This window comes from Aquabacterium humicola (assembly GCF_030167915.1).
GTDB lineage: Bacteria > Pseudomonadota > Gammaproteobacteria > Burkholderiales > Burkholderiaceae_C > Pseudaquabacterium > Pseudaquabacterium humicola.
On sequence record NZ_JARGNB010000008.1, the window covers coordinates 1 to 18546 of the forward strand.

Here is an 18546-nt window from a genome sequence, read left to right on the forward strand (position 1 = left end):
ACCAGTCGCTTGGCCAGGTCCTCAGTATCGAAAGCCTCTGACATAACGATCCCACGTAAGGTACATGGGTTCGTAGGCTCTCAGTTGCCTTCGCGGGAATCAAGGACGTGGTTGCTCGATCGCTTACGTTCATGGTCGGTACGCTGGGCATGAGCGCGCTGGCGGTGGGCCTGGTCGAGGGCCTGGCCGAGGCGACGGCGCTGATCGTCAAGGTCTTCTCGGGGGCGCTGAGCGACCACCTCGGCCGGCGCAAGGGCCTGGCGCTGTTCGGCTATGCGCTGGGCGCGCTGACCAAGCCGCTGTTCGCGATCGCGCCGGGCGCCGGCATCGTGCTGACCGCGCGGCTGCTGGATCGGGTGGGCAAGGGCGTGCGCGGCGCGCCGCGCGATGCGCTGGTGGCCGACCTCGCGCCGCCCGAGGTGCGTGGCGCGGCCTTCGGCCTGCGGCAGTCGCTGGACACGGTCGGCGCCTTCGTCGGCCCGCTGCTGGCGGCGGGGCTGATGCTGCTGTGGTCAGACGACTTCCGCGCGGTGTTCTGGGTCGCGGTGATCCCGGGGCTGCTGGCGGTGGCGCTGCTGTGGCTCGGCGTGCGCGAGCCCGAGCGGCACGCCGGCCCGCTGCGCGGGAATCCGCTGCGCCGCGAGAGCCTGGCGCGCCTGCCGCGTGCGTACTGGGGGGTCGTGGCCATCGGCGCGGTCTTCACGCTGGCGCGCTTCAGCGAAGCCTTCCTGGTGCTGCGTGCGCAGCAGGCGGGCATCGCGCTCGCGCTGGTGCCGCTGGTGATGGTGGCGATGAACCTCGTCTACGCCGCGTCGGCCTATCCATTCGGCAAGTTGTCCGACCGCATGGACCACCGGACCCTGCTCGCCGCCGGCCTGGTGGTGCTGGTGGCGGCCGACCTCTTGCTGGCGCTGGACAGCCACTGGACGACGCTGCTGGCCGGCGTCGCGCTGTGGGGCGTGCACATGGGCATGACCCAGGGCCTGCTGGCGACCATGGTGGCCGACACCGCGCCGGCCGAGCTGCGCGGCACCGCGTTCGGCATGTTCAGCGTGGTCAGCGGGGTGGCGATGCTGGTGGCCAGCGCGCTGGCCGGCCTGCTGTGGGACCGGCTCGGTGCGGCATTCACCTTTCACGCCGGCGCGCTCTTCGCGGGTCTGGCCTTGCTGGGCCTGCTGCTCAGGCGGACCTGAGCATCGTGCCGCAGCGGCCGAAGGTCACGGCTGCGCGATCAACGCGCTCATGTCGATGCACACCCGGTGCAGCGCCGGATCGGACTCGTCGGTGGCGAGCCAGAAGCCGCTGAGGAGCGCGACGGCGACCACGAGTGCGGCGAGCAGGCTGGATTTCGAGCGTCCCATGGGGCGACAACGGGCTGGGCTAGCGTGCAGCCTACGCGGCAGCGGGCCGGCGACGCAATACGTCATCCCACGTAATGAGGTCGTGCGGTCGCCGGCGCCCGCACGGCCTCCCGGAACCGGTGCTACGCCCCGGTGCGACGTTCTCCGGCGCCGACCGGATCAGCGCGAGGCCGCCTCAGGGGTCGAGCCGCATGAAGGCGACATCGGTGTCGCCGGACTCTTCGACCGGCCCGAACCCGAGCCGGGTGTAAAGCGCCAGCGCCGGCGTGTTGTCGCGGTAGACGCGCAGCGTGATCGGTACGGCGCCGTGCCTGGCGCGCACGTCGTCGATCAGCCGTTCCAGCAGCAGCCGGCCGAAGCCCCGGCCGCGCAGCCCGGGGGCCACCAGCAGGCGGCCCAGGTGAACGGCACCGCCCTCGCGCGGCCAGTGCTGGCCGAAGCCGAGCGGCGGTTCATCGGGCGGGCCGAGCACGCGGCTGGTGGCGTTCGGCGCGGCCAGCAGGGCCGGCAGCGTCGCGCCGGTGAATGGCCAGCGCACCAGCGGGCCGGCCCAGCGCAGCGTCGTGTCGGCGTCCGGCAGCCACAGCGCGATGGTGTCGTAGTCGGCGGGAACGGGGGCGCGCAGGCCGGGCGCCTGGCCGGTATCGAGGGGCAGCGGCATCGCGCGAGTATGCGCGCGCTCGCGCCTAGGCGGCGATGGGAGCGTCCATGGCGACCGGCGGCCGGGCGGGCAGGGCGCCGGCGACGGTCTCGGTGCCGCGCGGGCGGGCGTCGATCTCCTGCAGCGCGGCCTCGACGTGCATCAGCACCTGCCGCGACGACCACGGTTTCGCGAGGTAGCGGAAGACATCCACCTGGCGCTCGCCGTCGAGCACGCGCGATAGCTGCTGTGCGTCGACAAGCATCAGGCGCAGCGCCTGCGGCTGCAGTGCGCGCGCCTGTCCCAGCAGCGCGACGCCGTCGAGCGCGGGCATCTCGCAGTCGCTGATCACCAGGTCGAAGTGGCTCTGCCGCAGGTGCCCGATGGCCTCGTGCGCATCGGTGCAGGCCACGAGGTCCAGCCGGGCGCCGAGGTGCCGCTGCAGCAGGCGCGCCAGGCAAGCGGCCAGCGGCGCCTCGTCGTCGACGATCAGGGCCCGCGCCCGTTGCGCGACCGGCGCGGCGGCCGTATCGGCCGGGCGCACGCGGTGCCGCTCCGGCACGTCGCGGCCGGTCAGCACCAGCAGCGTGGTCGTGCCCGTTTCGCCGGCCAGCGGCTGCAGCAGGAAGTCCACCGTGATGCGTTGCGACTCGGCGGTCTTGATCGGCAGCGGCAGGGGCGTCGCATGGCCGGCGCGGGCGGCGACCAGCGCATAGCGCCAGGCCGCGCGGCCTTCGCGCAGGTGCTGCGCCCACGGCGTGGCATCGAAGGGCCGGCCGGCCACGTCGGCCAGCCGCGCGCCCACCAGCGCGAGCGCCGCCTCGTTGGCGTGCAGCACGAGGCCGCCGGGCGTCAGCGCGATGCCGAAGGTGCTGGCATTGGCCACGGCCGGCCGCATCGCCAGCGGGCCGTGCTGCAGGCGCACCGGCGCGCCGTGCAGCGCGGGGAAACGGTCGGAGGACAGGGCGGGCGGGGGCTGCATGGTCGCTGCGGTCGGCCGGAGAACATCGGATGTGTTCGATGTCGGCGCATCGCGCCGCGGCCTGCAGCCCGCGCCTGTGGGGAATTCTGGTGACCGGCCGTGGGGCCGGCTGGCGCGCGGGTGTCAGGCGCTCTTCGGCGGCTTCAGCGCCGCCACCGGCACCGCGCCGATGTCACCGTCCAGGAAGACCACCGCGATGTGGTGGCCCCGTGCGACCCAGCATCCCGGCACGGCGCTCGCGCCGGCCTTGACGAACGAGGCCATCCGGGCCGACCCGACGCAGGGCCCTTGTTCGTCCTGCAGCAGGATGGAGGCACCATCCTGCAGCTCCGCCACGCCGACCACGGCGGCGTGGCCCAGGACTGAAACCAACAGCAGCGGCAGCGCCGCGAACAGCTTGACCATCATGGGGCACCTCACTGTCGACGGGTTCCCAACGACGTGTCAGGTGTTCCAGTCGCTTGCCGCCGGGTGGGCAAGCGCCGTGCCGCCGCGGGTCACGACGCGGCCGGCATCGCGCCGAGCAGTTCCTGCAGGCGTCGCGCGGCGCGGATGCCCTGGTCCTCGTAGTTGACGTTGACCAGCACCTGCACCTCGAAGGCCTGCTCCGCGAGGCGGACGGTCCGCTGGGCGAGGTCCCGCAGCTCGTCGTCGCTGTACTCGTAGTTGAAGCGTTCGGACGAGGCCGTCAGCCCCTTCGCGTTCCAGGTCTCGGCGTTGCGGCCGTGCAGCCGCACGACGGCCAGCGCCGGGTCGGTCACCGCCCACACGCCCTGGGCATAGTGACCCACGCCCTGCGGCTCGTCGACGACGACGTGCACGACGCCGAGCGCGCGCTCCCACGCCAGCGTGCGCTCGGCGCGCTCGGGTGCGAACCAGCTCTGGTTGCGGAACTCCACCGCCAGCCGGTGCCCGGCCATGCGCTCGACGCAGTGCTCGACGTGCGCGACCCAGTCGCGCGCGGAACTCACCCACGGCGCGAACTGGAAGTGCACCGCGCGCAGCTTGCCCGAGTGGCGCAGCGGCGCGATGGCCTCGATGAAGCGGCGCCACAACTCGTCGCGCAGCTCGGTGGGCAGGTCGGCGTAGTAGTGGTTCTTCTGGCGGGGCTCGAGCGGCGGCAGCAGCGGCTGCAGGTCGGGCGGGAACGAGGCCGGCGGGGTCTGGTGGCCGGTCAGTGCGCGGAAGGCCTTGATGTTGAAGCGGAAGTCCGCCGGCGTGCGCTCGACCCACAGCGCGGCGTTCTGCGGCACCGGCATCGCGAAGTAGCTGGAGTCGACCTCGACGACCGGAAAGCACGACGCGTAGTAGCGCAGCCGCGCCTCGGCCGAGCTGCAACCCTTCGGGTAGAAGCCGCCGGACTTGATCAGCGATGCATCGGTCCAGCTGCAGGTGCCGATCACGATGTTGCCGCGCGGGCCGACCGGCGCGGGGCACTGGGGTGCGAACAATTCGGCTTGCGTGCGCGACATGCGTCCATCCTAGTGTCCGCGCCGCTCAAGCCGCGCGCGCGCCGGCCGATAGCGCGCACATGAACGGCAGGAAAGGCGTCTACGACTGGGAGCACGAGCCTTCGGGTGAACGGCGCTCGGAATTCCGCAGCTCGCTCGCCTCCGACTGGCAGCACAGCACGCAATCGACCTTCGCCGAGCCGAGCCGGCTCGATGGCCGGCGTGCCCGGGCGCGCACCTCGGAGCGCGGCCTCTCGCGTGGCGCGGTGGTGCTGATCGTGGCCGGATCGCTGGTGCTGGCCAGCGTCGGCGCGCTGGCGGACTGGTGGCCGGCGCTGGGCCGCTTCTTCGGCCGCTGAGGCTGCGCCGCCCGGATGCCCGGGCCGTGCTCATGACCCGCCGGTAACCCCCGCGCTTCACAATCGCGCCCGGACAGCCGGGTCGCGGCGGTCGGGAGCGCACGGTTGTCGATCCGATTCAGAGGCCTGCGGCACTTCGCCGCGCTGCTGCTGGTCCTGCTGCTGTCGGGCGCGTCGACCGCCGCTCGGGCGGCAGGCCCGGCCCTGTCGGGCGCCGCGCCCATCGCGCCCTTCGGCGCCGGCTGGCGCGCCTTCGACGGCGACCCCGCGCGCGTGGTCGGCGTCTACGTGCCGAACTGGGAGTCGCCGGCGCTGCTGGACCGCTTGGCGCCGGGCAGCCTCACGCACGCGCTCTACGCCTTCCTGCGCATCTGCGGCCCCGGCCAGCTGCCGAAGGACGCGGCGGCCTGCGCGCAGCGCGAGGCCTTCCAGCTGGCGGTCACCGACACAGAGAAGACCTTCGACGCCGCGTTCGTGGCGTTGAAGCAGCGGCTGCCGGCCCTGAAGGTGGTCGCCTCCGTCGGCGGATGGGGCGGCTCGGACCCGTTCTTCCACTTTGCCAACGAGCCGGCCAGGCGCGCGGTGTTCGTCGACTCGGCCGTCGCCTTCCTGCGTGCGCACCCCGCCTTCGACGGCATCGACATCGACTGGGAGCATCCGACGAGCAACGGCTCGGCCAATGGCGTGGCGCTCGGCGCGCCGGAGGACGGCCAGGGCTATGCCGCGCTGATGATCGACCTGCGCCGCGCGGTCGATGCACTCGGCCGCGAGACCGGCCGCCGCTACCTCGTGACGAGCGCGGTGAACACCACCGATGCGATCGTCCGCAGGATCGATTTCCGCCGCGCCGCGCCGGCCCTGGACCTGCTGTTCATGATGACCTACGACTTCTACGGTGGCTGGTCCGCGAGCGCCGGCCACCATGCCGCGCTGCTCGATGGCCGCCCCGGCACGAACGAGAGCCTGGCCGGGGCGGTGAAGGCCCTCACCGACGCGGGCATGCCGAAGGCCAAGCTCGTCGCCGGCGTGGCGATGTACGGCCGGGGTTTCAGCGGCGTGGTGCCGCCGCGGCGCGGCGCGAGCTTCAACGGCGCGAAGAAGACCGGCCCGTTCCCGCCCGGCGAAGGGGTGCTGACCTGGCGCGAGATCGCCGCGCTCTACGTCGACACCCACGGCCGCGGCCGGGGCGGCTTCCAGGTCGTGCAGGACCCGGTGACCCAGGGTTATGCGCTCTGGAACCCGGCGACGCGCCGCTACCTCGGCTACGACGATCCGCGCGCGGTCATGGCCAAGGGGGCTTATGCACGCCGCGAGGGGCTGGCCGGCGTGTTCGCCTGGGAGCTGTCGCAGGACAACGGAGACCTGCTCGACGCGATGAACCGGGGGATGGGGAAACGGCCCCGTTGAAGCGCCGCGGCCGCGATCGCTGGCGCTGACGGCGCGCGGCACGGGCACGGGCACGGGCACGGGCCTTGCCGCGCCGGCTCGACACCGCTTGTCGAGGAGCCCGTGATGCGACCCCCGATTCCTGTGCTTGCGCCGGCCGTCCTCGGTCTGCTGCTCCTGGTCAGCGCCGCCGGCGTGCCGGCGCAGCCCGCCTCCGGCCCGGTGCCGATCGCGCAGGCGGCGGGGCCGAGCGCGCCGCACGCGCTGGCGCGGGCCGACATCACCTTCATGAAGAACGCCGCGCAGGCCGGCCATGCCGAGAAGGCGGCCGCCCAGCTCGCGCTGCAGCGGTCGAAGCACACGCAGGTGCGCGCCTTCGCGCAGCAGATGGTCGACGAGCACGGCAAGGCCCACGCGGAGCTGGCCGCGCTGGCCGCGGCCAGGCACGTGACGCTGCCGGACAAGCTCTCGATCACCCAGCGCGCGAGCCTGAAGCTGCTGGCGACCGCGGCCGACGACAAGTTCGACCAGCGTTATGCGAAGAGCTTCGGCGTGCGCGCGCACCGCGATGCGGTGGCGCTGTTCCAGAAGGCCGCCAACCGCGCTGCCGATGCCCAGCTGCGGGCGTTCGCCGCCAAGACGCTGCCGGTCGTCCAGCAGCACCAGACGCAGGCCGAGGACCTGCTGCGCGCGGTCGAGCGCGATGCGCGGCCCGAGCAGTCGGCAGCCGGCGGCGCACCGCCGCGGCGCTGAAGGCGCGAGGCGCCGGCATGGCGTCCAGGGGCCTTTCCCCCGTCGGTAGAATCGGCGCCATGCCCTCCCGGGTGATGGCCCTCCTTCTCTGCTTCGTCCTGCTCTGGACCAGCCTCGGCGTCAGCGCGGCGCCGCCCGCCGCTGCGCCGGACTGCACGGCGCCGGGCCACGCCATTCTCGAAGCCGCTGAACTGGCCATGCCCGACGACGGCGCGCCAACGTACCCGAGGGTCGACGGCCTGCCGTCGCCGGTCCTCGGCGACGCGTCGGCCGAGACGCCGGGCCTGCTGCCGACGCCGCCGACGACGCGCGAGCAGTCGCTGGTCATGGCGCCGCCGCGCACGCGCTTGTCGCTGGGCACGCCGACACCCTTCCTGGCCGGACCCCTGCGCCCCCCCTGCGGCGTTTCGTTCGCCGGCTGACGCGGCGCCGCCGCGCCGTCGTCGGGCGGTCAGCGGGCCGCGTCTGCGCGGCCCCGGGCTGCCGCCACGGAACGGCGGCTGCTGCTTCCACGGCATGAGCCGGCCCGGCCGAGGCCGGGCCTCTTCGGCGCCCCGCGCCGTTTCCCAACGCTTCTCCTCGAAGGACGCACCATGAACCAGACCACCTCCTACAACCCGCTCGGCACCGGCGTCACCGGCGCCGTCGAACGCAACCGCGTGTTGCGCAACACCTACTGGCTGCTGGCCCTGTCGATGGTGCCCACCGTGCTGGGCGCCTGGCTCGGCGTGGCCACCGGCTTCACGCGGGCCCTGTCGCCCGGCATCGGCCTCGTCGTCTTCCTCGTTGGCGCCTTCGGCTTCATGTTCGCGATCGAGAAGGCCAAGAACTCCGCCGCCGGCGTGCCGCTGCTGCTGGCGTTCACCTTCTTCATGGGCCTGATGCTGTCGCGCCTGGTCGGCGCGGTGCTGGGCCTGGCCAACGGGGCCGGCCTGATCATGACGGCCTTCGCCGGCACCGGGCTGATCTTCCTCGGCATGGCCACGCTGTCGAGCATCATCAAGCGCGACCTGACGTCGATGGGCAAATTCCTGTTCATCGGCGCGATCCTGCTGATGGTGGCCGGCATCGCGAACGTGTTCCTGCAGTCGGGCGCGCTGATGATCGCGCTGGCGGTGCTGGCCATCGGCATCTTCTCGGCCTTCATCCTGCACGACCTCAAGCGCGTGAAGGACGGCCTCGAGACCAACTACATCACCGCCACGCTGGGCGTGTACCTGAGCCTGTACAACGTCTTCCAGTCGCTGCTCGCGTTGTTCGGCATCGCCGGCGGCCGCGACGAGTGAGGGGCACCGGCGACAAGGTCACGTTGTCGGTGATGCTCTATGCGCTGGCGAACGACCCCAGTCGCCAGCGCATCGCCGTGGGCGACCTTCTCACCGCCCTCGGCGACCGCGCACTGGCCGCCCTGCTGTTCGTGTTCGCGGTGCCCAACGTGCTGCCGGTGCCGCCAGGGGTCTCGGCGGTGCTCGGCGCGCCGCTGGTGCTGCTGGCCCTGCAGCTGACCTTCGGTCGCCGGCCCTGGTTGCCGGCGGTGATGGCGCGCCGCACGCTGTCGCGGTCCGATTTCGCGGCGCTGGTGCGGCGCATCGGCCCCTGGCTGGCGCGCGCCGAGCGCCTGCTGCAGCCGCGGATCTCGCCGCTGGCGCTGCCGCCGATGGAGTACCTGGTCGGGCTGGTCTGCCTGCTGCTGGCCGTCGTGCTGGTGCTGCCGGTGCCGCTGGGCAACATGCTGCCGGCGCTGGCCATCAGCCTGCTGGCGCTGGGCATCCTGGAACGCGACGGCCTGTGGATCCTCGCCGGCCTGCTCGTCGCCGCGGTCTCGGCCGTCGTTGTATCGGGCGTGGTGTGGGCGATGCTGAAGGCGGCGGCCTACGTCGTCGGCAACCTGCTGCGATAGGGTCGGCGCGCCGCGTCAGCCCGCCGGCGGCAGGCCGATCACGCCGGCAGCGACGAGGGCGTCGATCGCCGCGTCGTCGTAGCCCAGTTCGCGCAGCAGCGCCGCGCTGTGCTCGCCGAGCTGCGGCGGGTTCATCCGCAGCGGCGGCCGCTGGCCGTCGATGACGATGGGCAGCAGCGGCGCCCGCGCGGCGCGGCCGTCGGGCAGCGTCATCGGCGCCAGGCCGCCGGTGGCCGCGAGGTGCGGATCGTCGAACAGGTCCTGCGGCCGGGTGATCGGCGCGTAGGGCAGGCCGTGCGACTCGAAGAGCGTGGTGATGTCGGCCGCGCTGCGATCGGCCAGCCGTTCGCGCAGCAGCGGGATCAGCCACTCGCGCGCCAGCACGCGCTGGTTGTTGCTGGCCAGGCGCGCATCGGCGGCAAGGTCGTCGAGGCCGAAGGCGCGGCAGAAGATGGCCCACTGCGTGTCGCTGACGACGGCCAGGAAGATCTGCTCGCCGTCGCGCACCGCGAACACGTCGTAAATGCCCCAGGCCGAGATGCGGCTGGGCATCGGCGCCGCGGGCTGGCCGGTCACCGCGTACTGCAGCATGTGCTGCGCGACCAGGAACACGTTGTTCTCGAACAGCGACGACTGCACCACCTGGCCGCGGCCGGTGCGCTCGCGCTCGCGCAGCGCGGCCAGCACCGCGATGGCGCCGAACATGCCGCCCATGATGTCGTTGACCGACGCGCCGGCGCGCAGCGGCCGGCCTTCGGGGCCGGTCATGTAGGCCAGCCCGCCCATCATCTGCACCACTTCGTCGAGTGCGGTGCGGTGTTCGTACGGACCGGGCAGGAAGCCCTTGTGCGAGACGACCACCAGGCGCGGGTTCAGCGCCGTCAGCGCGGCACTGCCGAGGCCGAGCTTGTCCAGCGTGCCGGCCTTGAAGTTCTCGCTGAAGACATCGGCCTGCGCCACCAGCTTCAGCACGATCTCGAGCCCGCGCGCATCCTTCACGTCGACCGCCAGGCTGCGCTTGTTGCGGTTGAACATCGGGAAGAAACCCGCGCCGGAGCCGAGCAGCCTGCGCGTGTTGTCACCGGCGATCGGCTCGACCTTGATGACCTCGGCGCCGAGGTCGGCGAGGATCATGCCGCAGGTCGGACCCATCACCATGTGGGTGAACTCGACGACGCGCACGCCGGCGAGCGGCAGCGCCTTCGGGACGTCGGTGGCCTCGTTCATGCAGCGCTCCCGCGGAGGGGGGTCGTGGCCGGCACGAAGCCCTTGGGCAGTCCCGCGTCCGGCAGCATGCCGTACAGCGGCTCGCCGGGCAGGCCCTGCTGCAGCGCTGCGCGGGCGGCGATCAGGCCCGGCAGGTCGACCCCGGTGGCCACGCCCATCGCCTCGAACATGAAGACCAGGTCTTCGGTGACGACGTTGCCCGACGCGCCCGGCGCATAGGGGCAGCCGCCGAGGCCGCCCAGCGACGCATCGAAGGTGCGCACGCCAGCGTCGTACGCCGCCAGGCAGTTCGCGAGGCCGAGGCCACGCGTGTTGTGCAGGTGGGCCGCACCGGCGCGTTCGCCCAGCTCGGCGAAGAGCCGGCTGAACAGCCGCCGCACCTGCGCCGGGTTGGCCATGCCGGTGGTGTCGGACAGCCCGACCTCGTCGGCGCCGGCCTCGGCCGCGGCCACCGCGAGCCGGATCACTTCGTCTTCGGCCACCGGCCCCTGCAGCGTGCAGCCGAAGGCCGTCGACAGGCCGACCTCGAAGGCCACGCCGGGCGCGCGTTCGCGGCGCAGCGCATGCACCTCGCCGATCTGCGCCAGCATCTGCTGCGGCGTGCGGCCCACGTTGGCCAGCGAATGCGCCTCGCTGGCCGACAGCGGCAGCGTCAGCTTGTGCACGCCGGCGGCGATCGCCGCGTCCGCGCCGGTGCGGTTCGGCACCAGCACCATCACCGTCAGCCCGGGCAGGGTGACGGCATGGCGCACGACCGCGGCGGTGTCGGCCAGCTGCGGCAGCCGCTTCGGCGAGACGAAGGAGCCGACCTCGATCTCGCGCAGCCCGGCGGCGTGCAGCGCAGCTATCCACGCGCACTTGGCGGCGGTGGGCATGGCCGTCGCGACGCTCTGCAGGCCGTCGCGCGGGCCGACCTCGCTGATCAGGACGCCGGGGGCGGGTGGGGACATCGGGACCTCGGGTTCTCGGTGGTTCGGGTGCGTGCTTGACGGCGATCGGCGTTGTTCTATAAGATAGAACGACGTTCCGAAAATTATCGGAAGGCGCCCGTGCGCTGTCAATCCGGCCGCGGATCCCCCTTCAACGCCGTCGACTGCCATGCCCCGCGCTGCCGCCACCCCGTCGCTCGCCGATCGTGATGCCGCCCCCGGCGGCGCGGCCGCGGTCGATCGTGCATTGACGCTGCTGGCCGCCTTCCGTGCCGGCGATGCCGCGCTGACCCTGGCGGAGCTGGCGGCGCGCACGCAGCTCTACAAGAGCACGGTGCTGCGGCTGGTCGCGTCGCTGCTGCATGCGCGGCTGCTGCAGCAGCATGCCGACGGCCGCTACGCGCTGGGGCCGGAGGTCGCGCGGCTGCATTCGATCTATGCCGCGTCGTTCTCGCTCGACGCGCTGGTGCTGCCGGCGCTGCGTGCGCTGGTCGACACCACGCGCGAGAGCGCCGCCTTCCACGTGCGCCAGGGCGACCAGCGACTGTGCCTGCACCGCGTCGATTCGCCGCAGCTGCTGCGCGACCATCTGCGCGCCGGCGACCTGCTGCCCCTGAAGCGCGGCGCCGGCGGCCGCGTGCTGCTGGCCTTCGGCGTGCCGCCGGCGCGCGGCGCCCTGTACGAGCAGATCCGCCGCGAGGGTGTCTGCGAACTGAGCGGCGACCGCGTGCCCGGCCTCACCGGCATCAGCGCGCCGGTCTTCGATGCCGACGGCGCGCTGGCCGGCGCGCTGACCCTGACGATGCCGACGCCGCGCCTGCAGCCGCGCTTCGCGGCGCAGGTGAAGGCCGCCGCGGCGACCTTGAGCGCGAAGCTCGGCGCGCCGCCGGCCTGATCGGGCCCGCGAAGGCGGTCCGATTTCACGCCGGCCGCGGCTCGACGCCCGGCTTGCGGGACAACCCGCCTGTACCGGGCCCGGATCGCGCCGATGATCCGGCGGGCCCCGGCGTGTCGCTTCGGGGCAGCGGCACGTCGAGCCGGATGAGAACACCAGGGCAGATCCACCGTTGCTGAAGATCCCGTCGCCATCGCGGCGGGTCTGGCCGCGCTTCATCATGCTCGTCGCCGCAGTGGCGGCCGCCGTCGTGTTGCTGATGCTGCTGCTGCGCCAGGCGTCGACGCAGTTGCTGCAGCGCGATGCCGAGCACGTCGCGCTCGCCTGGGCCGAGCTCGCCAGCGCGTCGATCGAGGACCTGGAGGGCATCTTCCGCGGCGAGCCGCCGACGCCCGCGGCCCACCGCGACCTGCTGCGCCACCGCAAGGTGCAGGAGGTCTTCCGCTTCAAGCTGTTCGACCGCGACGGCCGCGTCGTGCTGGTCTCGGACGACCTCGATCGCCCGGCGCCGGTGGTCAAGGACAACACCATCGGCCACGGCAATGCCAAGGTGCGCGATCTGGTGCTGAACGGCAAGCACGTCATCGAGCTGAAGCAGGGCCAGGACGCCAGCCGGCCTGCGTTGTACAGCGAGGCCTACGTGCCGGTGATGCGCGGCGGCCGCGTGATCGGCGTCGTCGAGGTCTATGTCGACCAGGCCGAGCGCGCGCAGCGCATCCAGGCCGCGTTCGGCCTCGTCGCGGCCGGCGTCTTCGCGCTGCTGGGCGCGCTGACCACCGTGTTCTGCGGCTGGTGGTACCGCCGCCTGAAGGCCGAGCGTGCCGCCGAGGAGCGGGCGCGCTACCTGTCGCGCCACGACGTGCTGAGCGGCCTGCTTAACCGCAGCAGCTTCAACGAGGCGCTCGACGAGGCCGCCTGGCGCCATGCCGGCGGCGGCCCGGGCTTCTCGGTGCTGTGCGTCGACCTCGACCACTTCAAGGAAGTCAACGACACGCAGGGCCATGCCGCCGGCGACGACATGCTGCGCCAGGTGGGCGACCGCCTGCGCGCGCTGGTGCGCCAGGGCGATCGCGTCGCGCGCCTGGCGAGCGACGAGTTCGCGCTGCTGCTGTCCGGCGCCACCGCGCCCGAGAGCGTCACGATGCTGGCCGAGCGCGTGATCGCCGCGCTCGCCGAGCCTTTCCAGATCGACCGCCACAGCGTCAGCAGCGGCTGCAGCATCGGCGCCGCGGTATTCGGCGTCGACGCGTCGACGCCCGACGAGGTGCTGCACAAGGCCGACCTCGCGCTGCAGCGCGCGAAGCAGGCCGGCCGCGGCGCCTTCCACTTCTACGACGCGACGCTCGATCGCCGCCTCGACGACCGCCGGCAACTGGTGCGCGACCTGCGCGAGGCCATCGGCTCGCCGCAGATGGCGCTGCACTACCAGGCGCTGTACGCGGCCGACGGCCGCACCGTCACCGGCTACGAGGCGTTGCTGCGCTGGCGCCACCCGGTGCGCGGCCCGATCGCGCCGGTCGACTTCATTCCGCTGGCCGAGGATTCCGGCCTGATCGCGCCGCTCGGCCGCTGGGTGCTCGAGACCGCCTGCGCCGCCGCCGCCGGCTGGCCTGCGCCGCTGACCGTGGCGGTGAACCTGTCGGCCGCGCAGTTCAGCCAGGGCGACCTGGTCGACGTCGTGCGCGCCGCGCTCGAGGCCAGCGGCCTCGAGGCCGCGCGGCTGGAGGTCGAGATCACCGAGTCGCTGCTGCTGGGCCACACCGAGGAGGTGACCGGCACGCTGCGGGCCCTGGACGCGCTGGGCGTGAAGATCGCGATGGACGACTTCGGCACCGGTTATTCCAGCCTGTCCTACCTGTGGCGCTTCCCGTTCCACAAGGTCAAGATCGACCGCAGCTTCACGCTGCACCTGGCCGACGACCCGAAGGTGCGGCTGATCGTGCGCTCCATCGTCTCGCTGGCGCGTTCGCTCGGCCTGCGCGTCAATGCCGAGGGCGTCGAGAACGAGGCGCAGCTGAAGCTGCTGCAGGAGCAGGGCTGCGACGAGCTGCAGGGCTTCCTGCTCGCCCGGCCGCTGCCGCTGGAGGCGCTGACGCACCCGGAGACGGCGGACGTCGAGCGCGGCTGAACCGCGCTGCTCTTCGCGCTACTTCGCCACCTGGTCCGCCGCGCCCGGCGCGCTGGCGCCGGCGGTCGGCAGGCCCAGCTTCTTCGCGGTGCGGGTGACGGCGTCGGCGGTCTTCTTCGTGCCGGCGTCGATCGCGTCGCTGACCTTGCCGGCGCCCTTCTTCACCGCGTTCTCGCCCTTGGTCGCCGCGGCCGACGCGGCATGGCCGGCGGACTGGACCTTGTCGTTGACGCCGGCGGCCTGCACGGCGGCGGCGCCGAGCGCCAGCAGCGCGGCGAGGGCCCAGCGTGGGCGGAGAAGATGCGTCATGGTGATCTCCGGAGCATCGTTGCCGTCATGCTAGTGCACGCGGCTGCGGCACACTGGCAAGTTGCTGAAGGAGACAAGGACTCATGGGACCCCTCGCCGGATTGCGCGTCATCGAGCTCGCCAGCATCGGCCCCGGGCCGTTCGCGGCGATGCTGCTGGCCGACCAGGGCGCCGACGTGATCCGCATCGACCGCATCGAGCCCAGCGGGCTGGGCCTGCCGATGCCGGCGCGCTTCGACGTCGCCGGCCGCGGCCGGCGCTCGGTGGCGCTGGACATCAAGCAGCCGGCCGGCCGTGACGCGGCATTGCGGCTCATCGACCGCGCCGACGTGCTGATCGAAGGCTGGCGGCCGGGGGTCGCCGAACGCCTGGGCCTCGGCCCCGAGGCCTGCCATGCCCGCAACCCGGGGCTGGTCTACGGCCGCATGACCGGCTTCGGCCAGCACGGCCCGCTGGCGCAGGCCGCCGGACACGACCTGAACTACATCGCGCTGACCGGCGCGCTGCATGCGATCGGCGGCGCGGACAAGCCGGTGCCGCCGCTGAACCTCGTCGGCGACTACGGCGGCGGTGCGCTGTACCTGGCCTTCGGGCTGATGGCCGCGCTCTTCGAGCGTCAGCGCTCGGGGCGCGGCCAGGTCGTCGATGCGGCGATGGTCGACGGCGCGGCGTCGCTGCTGAGCCTGTTCCACGGCCTCGCCGCCGGCGGCCAGTGGGACGCCACGCAGCGCGCGGCCAACCTGCTCGACGGCGGCGCGCCGTTCTACGACACCTATGCGACGTCCGACGGCCGCCATGTCTCGATCGGCGCGCTGGAGCCGAAGTTCTTCGCCGAGCTCGCCGAGCGCATCGGGCTGGACCGCCGCTTCGTGCAGCGCCAGTACGACCGCCGGCTGTGGCCCGAGATGCGTGAAGCGATCGCCACGCTGATCGCCGGCCGCACGCGCGACGCGTGGTGCGCGCTGCTCGAAGGCAGCGACGCCTGCTTCGCGCCGGTGCTGACGCTGGCCGAGGCCGCGGATCACCACCATGCGCAGGCGCGCCAGGCCTTCGTCGAGGTCGGCGGCGTGCAGCAGCCGGCACCGGCGCCGCGCTTCTCGCGCAGCGCGGCCGAGGTGCCGCGGCCGGCGCCCGAAGCGGGGGCGCATACGCGCGAGGTGCTGGCCGAAGCCGGCTTCAGCGCGCACGAGATCGACCAGCTGACCCCCCAGGAGGGCCGATGAACGCGCCGCTCGTGCCGCCCGCCGTGCCGAGGCTCGCGGCTTCGCTGATCGTGCTGCGCGATGCCCCGCGCGGCATGGAAGTGCTGATGCTGCGCCGCGCCGACAAGCCCGGCGACCAGAACAGCGGCGCCGCGGTCTTCCCCGGCGGGCTGCTGGATCCGGGCGACGCCGATGCCTACGGCCTGTGCGACGGCCTCGACGACGCCGAGGCCAGCCGCCGCCTCGGGCTGCCGGCGAACGGCCTGAACTTCTGGATCGCCGCGGTGCGCGAGTGTTTCGAGGAGGCCGGCCTGCTGTTCGCGCGCCATGCCGACGGCACGCCGGTCGCGCTCGACGCGCACGACGCCGAAACGCTGGTCGGCCTGCGCCAGGACCTGCACCAGAACCGCTGCGGCATGGCCGAGCTGTGCGAGCGGCTGCGCGTGCGCATCGACCTCGCGCCGCTGAGCTATTACAGCCACTGGATGACGCCCCGCGGCATGCCCAAGGTCTTCGACACGCGTTTTTTCATCACCACGGCGCCGCCGGCGCAGACCGCGCGCCACGACGAGACCGAGACTGTCGAGCTGCTGTGGATCACGCCGGCCGAGGCGCTCGATCCGAAGCGCGGGCTGAAGCTGGTCAACGTGACGCAGGTGACGCTGCAGGCGCTGGCGAAGTTCAGGACCGCGGCCGACGCGATCGAGGCCGCACGCGCCGAGGTGCACAAGCCGCTGATCCGCCCGCGCCTCGGGCTGACGCCGCAAGGCAAGCGGCCGATCATGCCGGGCGCCTGGCCGTTCGCCGAGATCGGCCGGCTCGACCCCGAGGGCCGCGGCGATGTCAGCACCGAGCTCGCGCCCGGCGTGCCGGTGTGGCTGTCGCCGCGCGTGCTGCGCGTGACCGCCGGCAACGGCAGCATGATGACCGGCCCCGGCACCAACAGCTACTTCATCGGCACGCCCGGCGCCGACGACTGGGCGCTGCTCGATGCCGGCCCCGACGAGCCGGCGCACGTCGCGGCGCTGATGAAGGCCGCGCCGGGCCGCGTGACGCGGCTGCTGGCCACGCACACGCACAAGGACCACTCGCCGGCCATCGCCGCGCTGCGCGCAAAGGTCGGCGCGCCGCGCTTCGGCCGGGTGGCCGCGCACCCGGAGTGGCAGGACACCGGCTTCGCGCCCGAACACGTGCTGTCGGACGGCGACCGCCTGTCGCTCGGCGCCGGCGCGACGCTGCGCGTGATCCACACGCCCGGCCATGCCAGCAACCACCTGTGCTACCTGCTGGAAGAGGAAAAGCTGCTGTTCACCGGCGACCACATCATGCAAGGCTCGACGGTGGTCATCAATCCGCCCGACGGCGACATGGCCGCCTACCTGCGCTCGCTCGAGCGCCTGCTCGACGAGGACCTCGACTGGCTGGCGCCCGGCCACGGCTTCCTGATCGACGAGCCGCATGCCGCCGTGCGCAAGCTCATCGCGCACCGGCTGCAGCGCGAGGCCCGGGTGCTGGACGCCCTGCGCGCGCTGGCACCGGCCGGCGAGGATGCGCTGCGCGACGCGGTGTACGCCGACACGCCGAAGCACCTGCACGCGGTCGCGCTGCGCTCGCTGCGTGCGCACCTGCAGAAGCTGCAGGCCGATGGCGTCGCCGTGCTCGAGGGCGATCGCTGGCAGCTGAAGTGAGCGGCTGAAGCGGCGGGCGAAAAGACCTCGCCGCGGCGAGGGGTTCTGGCCGCTTGCATCCGGATCGCGGCGCGTGCGTACCTCACGGGTCTGCAATGACGCAGTCCCGAGGAGCCTCCCATGCGATCCATCCCGTCCGCCGCCCTGCTGCTCGCCACCACCGCCGCCGCGCTCGCCGGCTGCGGCTCGATGATGACCAGCGCCCCGATGGCCGCCTTCGACCAGGCTGCGCTGCCCGATCCGGTCAAGGTGCCGGCCGGGCACCGCGTGGCGATGGAGACGGTCGGGGTCGGCGAGATCACCTACGAGTGCCGCCAGAAGGCGAACCCGCCGGCCGGCCAGCCCGCGGCCTACGAATGGGTCTTCGTCGGCCCGCGCGCGGTGCTGAACGACCGCGCGGGCAGGGCGGTGGGCAGCTACTACGGCCCGCCGGCGACCTGGGCGTCCGCCGACGGCTCGGCAATCACCGGCGCGCAGCTGGCGGTCGCGCCGGCGCTGCCGGGCAGCATCCCGCTGCAGCTGGTGAAGGCCAACCCGGCCACCGGCAGCGGCACGGCGATGAAGGACGTCGCCTACATCCAGCGCGTCGCGACGCAGGGGGGCGTCGCGCCGTCGCGCGCCTGCCTCGCTGACGCGCTCGGCCAGCGCGAGACCGTGCGCTACCAGGCCGACTACATCTTCTGGAAGGCGGCGTAGGAGTCTGGGCTGCAGTCGGGAGGCTCCAGTCAGTTCGACGCAGGGATGTGATGCGCATCACCTCGCAATGCGGCCGGCCTGCGGCAGACTGCGCCCCGATCGCTGTCGGATCGGAAGCATTCGCTCAGGGGATAACATGAAAAGAACGTGGAATGGCGGCGGGCTGACACTCGCGACGATGCTGGTGTCGGTGCTGTCCGCCGGCTGCGGCGGTGGTGACGAAGAGAGCCGGGAGGACCTGGTCGCGCGGGCGAACGCGCTGCGGGCGCAGGCGGTGTCGCAGGTCGCGACCGGGCCCTGCGACAACGACAGCCAGTGCACCGGCCTGGTCTTCACGCCGCCGGTGCCCAGCTGCGTGCAGCACGACCAGCACACCTACTCGAAGCGCTCCGCCGGCGCCGCGGCCGGCGAGGCCACGGCGGCGGAACAGCGTGCGGTCGCGCGGCTGGCGCTGGCGAAGGCGACCGAGCCGGTGGTCTGCACGGCGCACGTGGAGGCGCCGCCCCGGCATGTCTGCGTGGCGCAGCGCTGCGAGCAGCGGCCGGGCAGCTTCACGCCCGACTGAACCGCCGGCCTGCCGGGCGCGCGCCTCGGTGCCCAGCCCGTATCTGCGCAGCCCGGACCCGTGCAGCCCGGCCGT

21 protein-coding genes are annotated in these 18546 nt (G+C 73.0%); 13 read left to right on the plus strand and 8 right to left on the minus strand.

The genetic code is table 11. From position 1 onward, the window contains the following. Positions 1 to 98: 98 nt before the first annotated feature. A complete protein-coding gene (locus P1K89_RS26860) occupies positions 99 to 1193 on the plus strand; it encodes an MFS transporter (protein WP_439898043.1) in 1095 nt (364 codons plus the stop codon). 24 nt (positions 1194 to 1217) lie between these two features. Here the strand turns inward: P1K89_RS26860 and P1K89_RS26865 are convergent, their stop codons facing one another. The 5 genes from P1K89_RS26865 to P1K89_RS26885 all read right to left on the minus strand — a co-directional run bounded on the left by P1K89_RS26865 (position 1218) and on the right by P1K89_RS26885 (position 4455). Next, positions 1218 to 1361 (minus strand): hypothetical protein, encoded by a 144-nt coding sequence (locus P1K89_RS26865; protein WP_284619620.1) that lies wholly within the window; start codon positions 1359 to 1361, stop codon positions 1218 to 1220. A 175-nt stretch (positions 1362 to 1536) separates the two neighbouring features. Continuing rightward, the gene (locus tag P1K89_RS26870) at positions 1537 to 2022 is read right to left on the minus strand and encodes a GNAT family N-acetyltransferase (RefSeq protein ID WP_284619621.1); all 486 of its coding nucleotides are present in this window, start codon (positions 2020 to 2022) and stop codon (positions 1537 to 1539) included. A 25-nt stretch (positions 2023 to 2047) separates the two neighbouring features. Continuing rightward, the gene (locus P1K89_RS26875) at positions 2048 to 2983 is read right to left on the minus strand and encodes a response regulator (RefSeq protein ID WP_284619622.1); all 936 of its coding nucleotides are present in this window, start codon (positions 2981 to 2983) and stop codon (positions 2048 to 2050) included. Positions 2984 to 3106: 123 nt separating this feature from the next. Next, positions 3107 to 3391, minus strand: a complete 285-nt coding sequence (locus P1K89_RS26880; protein WP_284619623.1) for a hypothetical protein — start codon at positions 3389 to 3391, stop codon at positions 3107 to 3109. An 89-nt stretch (positions 3392 to 3480) separates the two neighbouring features. After that, a complete protein-coding gene (locus P1K89_RS26885) occupies positions 3481 to 4455 on the minus strand; it encodes a DUF72 domain-containing protein (protein WP_284619624.1) in 975 nt (324 codons plus the stop codon). Between the two features lie 59 nt (positions 4456 to 4514). Between P1K89_RS26885 and P1K89_RS26890 the strand changes: the two genes are divergently transcribed. The 6 genes from P1K89_RS26890 (at position 4515) to P1K89_RS26915 (ending at position 8832) form a co-directional block, all read left to right on the plus strand. Next, positions 4515 to 4793: a hypothetical protein gene (locus P1K89_RS26890; protein WP_284619625.1), complete on the plus strand. Its 279-nt coding sequence runs from the start codon at positions 4515 to 4517 to the stop codon at positions 4791 to 4793. Positions 4794 to 4898: 105 nt separating this feature from the next. Continuing rightward, positions 4899 to 6200 (plus strand): glycoside hydrolase family 18 protein, encoded by a 1302-nt coding sequence (locus P1K89_RS26895; protein WP_284619626.1) that lies wholly within the window; start codon positions 4899 to 4901, stop codon positions 6198 to 6200. Positions 6201 to 6305: 105 nt separating this feature from the next. Then, positions 6306 to 6932, plus strand: a complete 627-nt coding sequence (locus P1K89_RS26900; RefSeq protein WP_284619627.1) for a DUF4142 domain-containing protein — start codon at positions 6306 to 6308, stop codon at positions 6930 to 6932. A gap of 59 nt (positions 6933 to 6991) precedes the next feature. Beyond that, positions 6992 to 7354 carry a hypothetical protein gene (locus tag P1K89_RS26905; RefSeq protein WP_284619628.1) on the plus strand — a complete coding sequence of 121 codons (363 nt, stop codon included), beginning with the start codon at positions 6992 to 6994 and terminating at the stop codon, positions 7352 to 7354. A gap of 171 nt (positions 7355 to 7525) precedes the next feature. Next, positions 7526 to 8218 carry a Bax inhibitor-1 family protein gene (locus P1K89_RS26910; RefSeq protein ID WP_284619629.1) on the plus strand — a complete coding sequence of 231 codons (693 nt, stop codon included), beginning with the start codon at positions 7526 to 7528 and terminating at the stop codon, positions 8216 to 8218. Beyond that, a complete protein-coding gene (locus tag P1K89_RS26915; RefSeq protein ID WP_284619630.1) occupies positions 8215 to 8832 on the plus strand; it encodes an exopolysaccharide biosynthesis protein in 618 nt (205 codons plus the stop codon). The genes P1K89_RS26910 and P1K89_RS26915 overlap by 4 nt, the downstream gene beginning before the upstream one ends. Positions 8833 to 8847: 15 nt before the next feature. On the opposite strand, the gene P1K89_RS26920 is transcribed toward P1K89_RS26915, so the two are convergent. Together P1K89_RS26920 and P1K89_RS26925 are read right to left on the minus strand one after the other, a co-directional pair. Continuing rightward, positions 8848 to 10059, minus strand: coding sequence for a CaiB/BaiF CoA transferase family protein (locus tag P1K89_RS26920; protein WP_284619631.1), 1212 nt, complete (start codon positions 10057 to 10059; stop codon positions 8848 to 8850). Beyond that, positions 10056 to 11009 carry a hydroxymethylglutaryl-CoA lyase gene (locus P1K89_RS26925; protein ID WP_284619632.1) on the minus strand — a complete coding sequence of 318 codons (954 nt, stop codon included), beginning with the start codon at positions 11007 to 11009 and terminating at the stop codon, positions 10056 to 10058. The genes P1K89_RS26920 and P1K89_RS26925 overlap by 4 nt, the downstream gene beginning before the upstream one ends. A gap of 148 nt (positions 11010 to 11157) precedes the next feature. On the opposite strand from P1K89_RS26925, the gene P1K89_RS26930 reads away from it, so the two are divergent. Further along, positions 11158 to 11883: an IclR family transcriptional regulator gene (locus P1K89_RS26930; RefSeq protein ID WP_284619633.1), complete on the plus strand. Its 726-nt coding sequence runs from the start codon at positions 11158 to 11160 to the stop codon at positions 11881 to 11883. Between the two features lie 172 nt (positions 11884 to 12055). Beyond that, a complete protein-coding gene (locus P1K89_RS26935; RefSeq protein ID WP_284619634.1) occupies positions 12056 to 14011 on the plus strand; it encodes a putative bifunctional diguanylate cyclase/phosphodiesterase in 1956 nt (651 codons plus the stop codon). 18 nt (positions 14012 to 14029) lie between these two features. Here the strand turns inward: P1K89_RS26935 and P1K89_RS26940 are convergent, their stop codons facing one another. Continuing rightward, positions 14030 to 14320 carry a hypothetical protein gene (locus P1K89_RS26940; protein WP_284619635.1) on the minus strand — a complete coding sequence of 97 codons (291 nt, stop codon included), beginning with the start codon at positions 14318 to 14320 and terminating at the stop codon, positions 14030 to 14032. A gap of 83 nt (positions 14321 to 14403) precedes the next feature. Between P1K89_RS26940 and P1K89_RS26945 the strand changes: the two genes are divergently transcribed. From P1K89_RS26945 to P1K89_RS26960, 4 genes are all read left to right on the plus strand, one after another. Continuing rightward, complete coding sequence (locus P1K89_RS26945) at positions 14404 to 15543, plus strand: CaiB/BaiF CoA transferase family protein (protein WP_284619636.1); 1140 nt, start codon at positions 14404 to 14406, stop codon at positions 15541 to 15543. Continuing rightward, a complete protein-coding gene (locus P1K89_RS26950; RefSeq protein WP_284619637.1) occupies positions 15540 to 17210 on the plus strand; it encodes an MBL fold metallo-hydrolase in 1671 nt (556 codons plus the stop codon). The genes P1K89_RS26945 and P1K89_RS26950 overlap by 4 nt, the downstream gene beginning before the upstream one ends. Positions 17211 to 17330: 120 nt before the next feature. After that, positions 17331 to 17906, plus strand: a complete 576-nt coding sequence (locus P1K89_RS26955) for a DUF3455 domain-containing protein (protein ID WP_284619638.1) — start codon at positions 17331 to 17333, stop codon at positions 17904 to 17906. Between the two features lie 136 nt (positions 17907 to 18042). Next, positions 18043 to 18471 carry a hypothetical protein gene (locus P1K89_RS26960; RefSeq protein ID WP_284619639.1) on the plus strand — a complete coding sequence of 143 codons (429 nt, stop codon included), beginning with the start codon at positions 18043 to 18045 and terminating at the stop codon, positions 18469 to 18471. The last annotated feature ends 75 nt before the right edge of the window (positions 18472 to 18546 follow it).

Coding starts and splice junctions, on each gene's coding strand:
- P1K89_RS26865 (WP_284619620.1), bottom strand. CDS start 1,361: ATGGGACGCTCGAAATCCAGCCTGCTCGCCGCACTCGTGGTCGCCGTC.
- P1K89_RS26870 (WP_284619621.1), bottom strand. CDS start 2,022: ATGCCGCTGCCCCTCGATACCGGCCAGGCGCCCGGCCTGCGCGCCCCC.
- P1K89_RS26875 (WP_284619622.1), bottom strand. CDS start 2,983: ATGCAGCCCCCGCCCGCCCTGTCCTCCGACCGTTTCCCCGCGCTGCAC.
- P1K89_RS26880 (WP_284619623.1), bottom strand. CDS start 3,391: ATGATGGTCAAGCTGTTCGCGGCGCTGCCGCTGCTGTTGGTTTCAGTC.
- P1K89_RS26885 (WP_284619624.1), bottom strand. CDS start 4,455: ATGTCGCGCACGCAAGCCGAATTGTTCGCACCCCAGTGCCCCGCGCCG.
- P1K89_RS26890 (WP_284619625.1), top strand. CDS start 4,515: ATGAACGGCAGGAAAGGCGTCTACGACTGGGAGCACGAGCCTTCGGGT.
- P1K89_RS26900 (WP_284619627.1), top strand. CDS start 6,306: ATGCGACCCCCGATTCCTGTGCTTGCGCCGGCCGTCCTCGGTCTGCTG.
- P1K89_RS26905 (WP_284619628.1), top strand. CDS start 6,992: ATGCCCTCCCGGGTGATGGCCCTCCTTCTCTGCTTCGTCCTGCTCTGG.
- P1K89_RS26910 (WP_284619629.1), top strand. CDS start 7,526: ATGAACCAGACCACCTCCTACAACCCGCTCGGCACCGGCGTCACCGGC.
- P1K89_RS26920 (WP_284619631.1), bottom strand. CDS start 10,059: ATGAACGAGGCCACCGACGTCCCGAAGGCGCTGCCGCTCGCCGGCGTG.
- P1K89_RS26925 (WP_284619632.1), bottom strand. CDS start 11,009: ATGTCCCCACCCGCCCCCGGCGTCCTGATCAGCGAGGTCGGCCCGCGC.
- P1K89_RS26930 (WP_284619633.1), top strand. CDS start 11,158: ATGCCCCGCGCTGCCGCCACCCCGTCGCTCGCCGATCGTGATGCCGCC.
- P1K89_RS26940 (WP_284619635.1), bottom strand. CDS start 14,320: ATGACGCATCTTCTCCGCCCACGCTGGGCCCTCGCCGCGCTGCTGGCG.
- P1K89_RS26945 (WP_284619636.1), top strand. CDS start 14,404: ATGGGACCCCTCGCCGGATTGCGCGTCATCGAGCTCGCCAGCATCGGC.
- P1K89_RS26950 (WP_284619637.1), top strand. CDS start 15,540: ATGAACGCGCCGCTCGTGCCGCCCGCCGTGCCGAGGCTCGCGGCTTCG.
- P1K89_RS26955 (WP_284619638.1), top strand. CDS start 17,331: ATGCGATCCATCCCGTCCGCCGCCCTGCTGCTCGCCACCACCGCCGCC.
- P1K89_RS26960 (WP_284619639.1), top strand. CDS start 18,043: ATGAAAAGAACGTGGAATGGCGGCGGGCTGACACTCGCGACGATGCTG.